The sequence below is a fragment of the Pectinatus brassicae genome (genome assembly GCF_014201835.1).
Classification (GTDB): Bacteria; Bacillota; Negativicutes; order Selenomonadales; family Selenomonadaceae; genus Pectinatus; species Pectinatus brassicae.
In genome coordinates, this window is record NZ_JACHFH010000078.1 from 1 (window position 1) to 1,586 (window position 1,586).

Sequence of the window (1,586 nt, forward strand, 5' to 3'; positions counted from 1 at the left end):
ACTCAAACTTCGCACATCAATAAAAGTCGATGTACCTTGAAAATTCAATAATTGGCGTTATTTAAATAGCAATATTTCAGGCTATTTGGCGTAGCCTCATCGAAAGTATTTGCGGTAAATTTGTCAAAAAGGCATCCAAAATATTTTGTACTTCCTTTTCACTTAAATCCAAGTTTTTCGTTAATACTTCTTCTAAAATCTGCATGAGTTTTTGAAAGCTTTCTTGCCATGTAATATCTGCCATTTCGTCGGTACAAAAGTAAAAAAGTTCTCCTAAAGAATGCTCATCTGCGCATAAACGGTTTTCTACCGACAACATCATATATCTGGTAAAAACAATAGCTACATGCGCGCTCATTGCATCATATGAGAGCCCTTGGCATTCTTTGCTGAGTTTCAAATAAGATTTACAGAATTTGAAAAACACCTCAATACCCCAGCGTTTGCCGTAAAGACGAATCATTTCTTTTTCGTTGAGTTTCATATCTGTGGTGACAAGAACAAGATATTCTGTTTTTTTATTGCGATTGCGCACATAGACAAGGCGAGCTGGAATACTATTTCCATCTTTGGCTACAATAACTTCAACCGACAACAAATATTTTGAACATCCCCGGCGTTTCCTGCTGCGTTTATAAATTTCAGGAACCGAAAGATTTTCCCCATCGTACAGATACTTCACTTTGGAAGTTTTTTTTGCCATTGCTATGACATCATATCCAATCTTTTTCACAGCAAGCAAGGAAGCTGGTGAGCAAAACCATGTATCAAAAAGCACATGTCTTGCGTGAATCCCTGCATTTTTGGCAGCCATTAAAAGGTGCAACATAACTTCTGGTGCTTTCGTCTGAGCAAGTGCACGGCGCTTGAATCCAAGCGTACGACGATCCATTTTTATTGCTTCGTTTATACGGTTCTTTGCATTAGCCGTAGATAATAGGCAGCTGTTTACTGGTAAAACGGTATTGCCATCGGACCAACAAATTGTAAGTAGACGAAATCCGCGGTCATAGACGCCTTTGGCATGATCGAAAACCTTGGCTAAAAGCTCAACTTTCTTTGAGCGTCCGCGAGAAAACATCGAATCATCGACAATGAGAACATTGACTCGCTGCTCATCCGTAAGAGGTTCAATAGTCCTGGTGGCAATTCTGGCACTAAGCAAAGAAGTAAACCGCAGCCAATTGATTTGCGCGGCATTCAAAAAACGATACAAGGTATCCTTGCTCAGATTGTAAGCAGCACGGTTCATGAGTATACCCATATAAAAAGAGCGCTGCGTAAAGATGGCTCCAAAGAGTACAGTAAATACTGCAAGAGCTGGAATCCCTTTAGATTTATAAGCGTTTACTGATTTCAGAAGTGCCGATACATGATATTCTTTAAAAAAGCTATAAATTGATGCTGCAAGGACTTTATCTTGATGGTTGTTTTGTGCTATACTTTTCATGGCATGAGCCTCCGTTTTGAATGATTTCTTTTAGCGATTAAATTATACTAAAAACGAGAGGATCATGCTATTTTTATACCAATTATTATTGAATTTTCAAGGTACACAGGTTATTTCACGACTGCGAAGTTTGAGT

General features: G+C 38.6%; 1 protein-coding gene. It reads right to left on the bottom strand.

Translation table 11 applies throughout. The features are described 5' to 3' along the window. Positions 1–76: 76 nt before the first annotated feature. Complete coding sequence (locus HNR32_RS13680; RefSeq protein ID WP_183863608.1) at positions 77–1,450, bottom strand: IS4 family transposase; 1,374 nt, start codon at positions 1,448–1,450, stop codon at positions 77–79. Between the last annotated feature and the right edge of the window lie 136 nt (positions 1,451–1,586).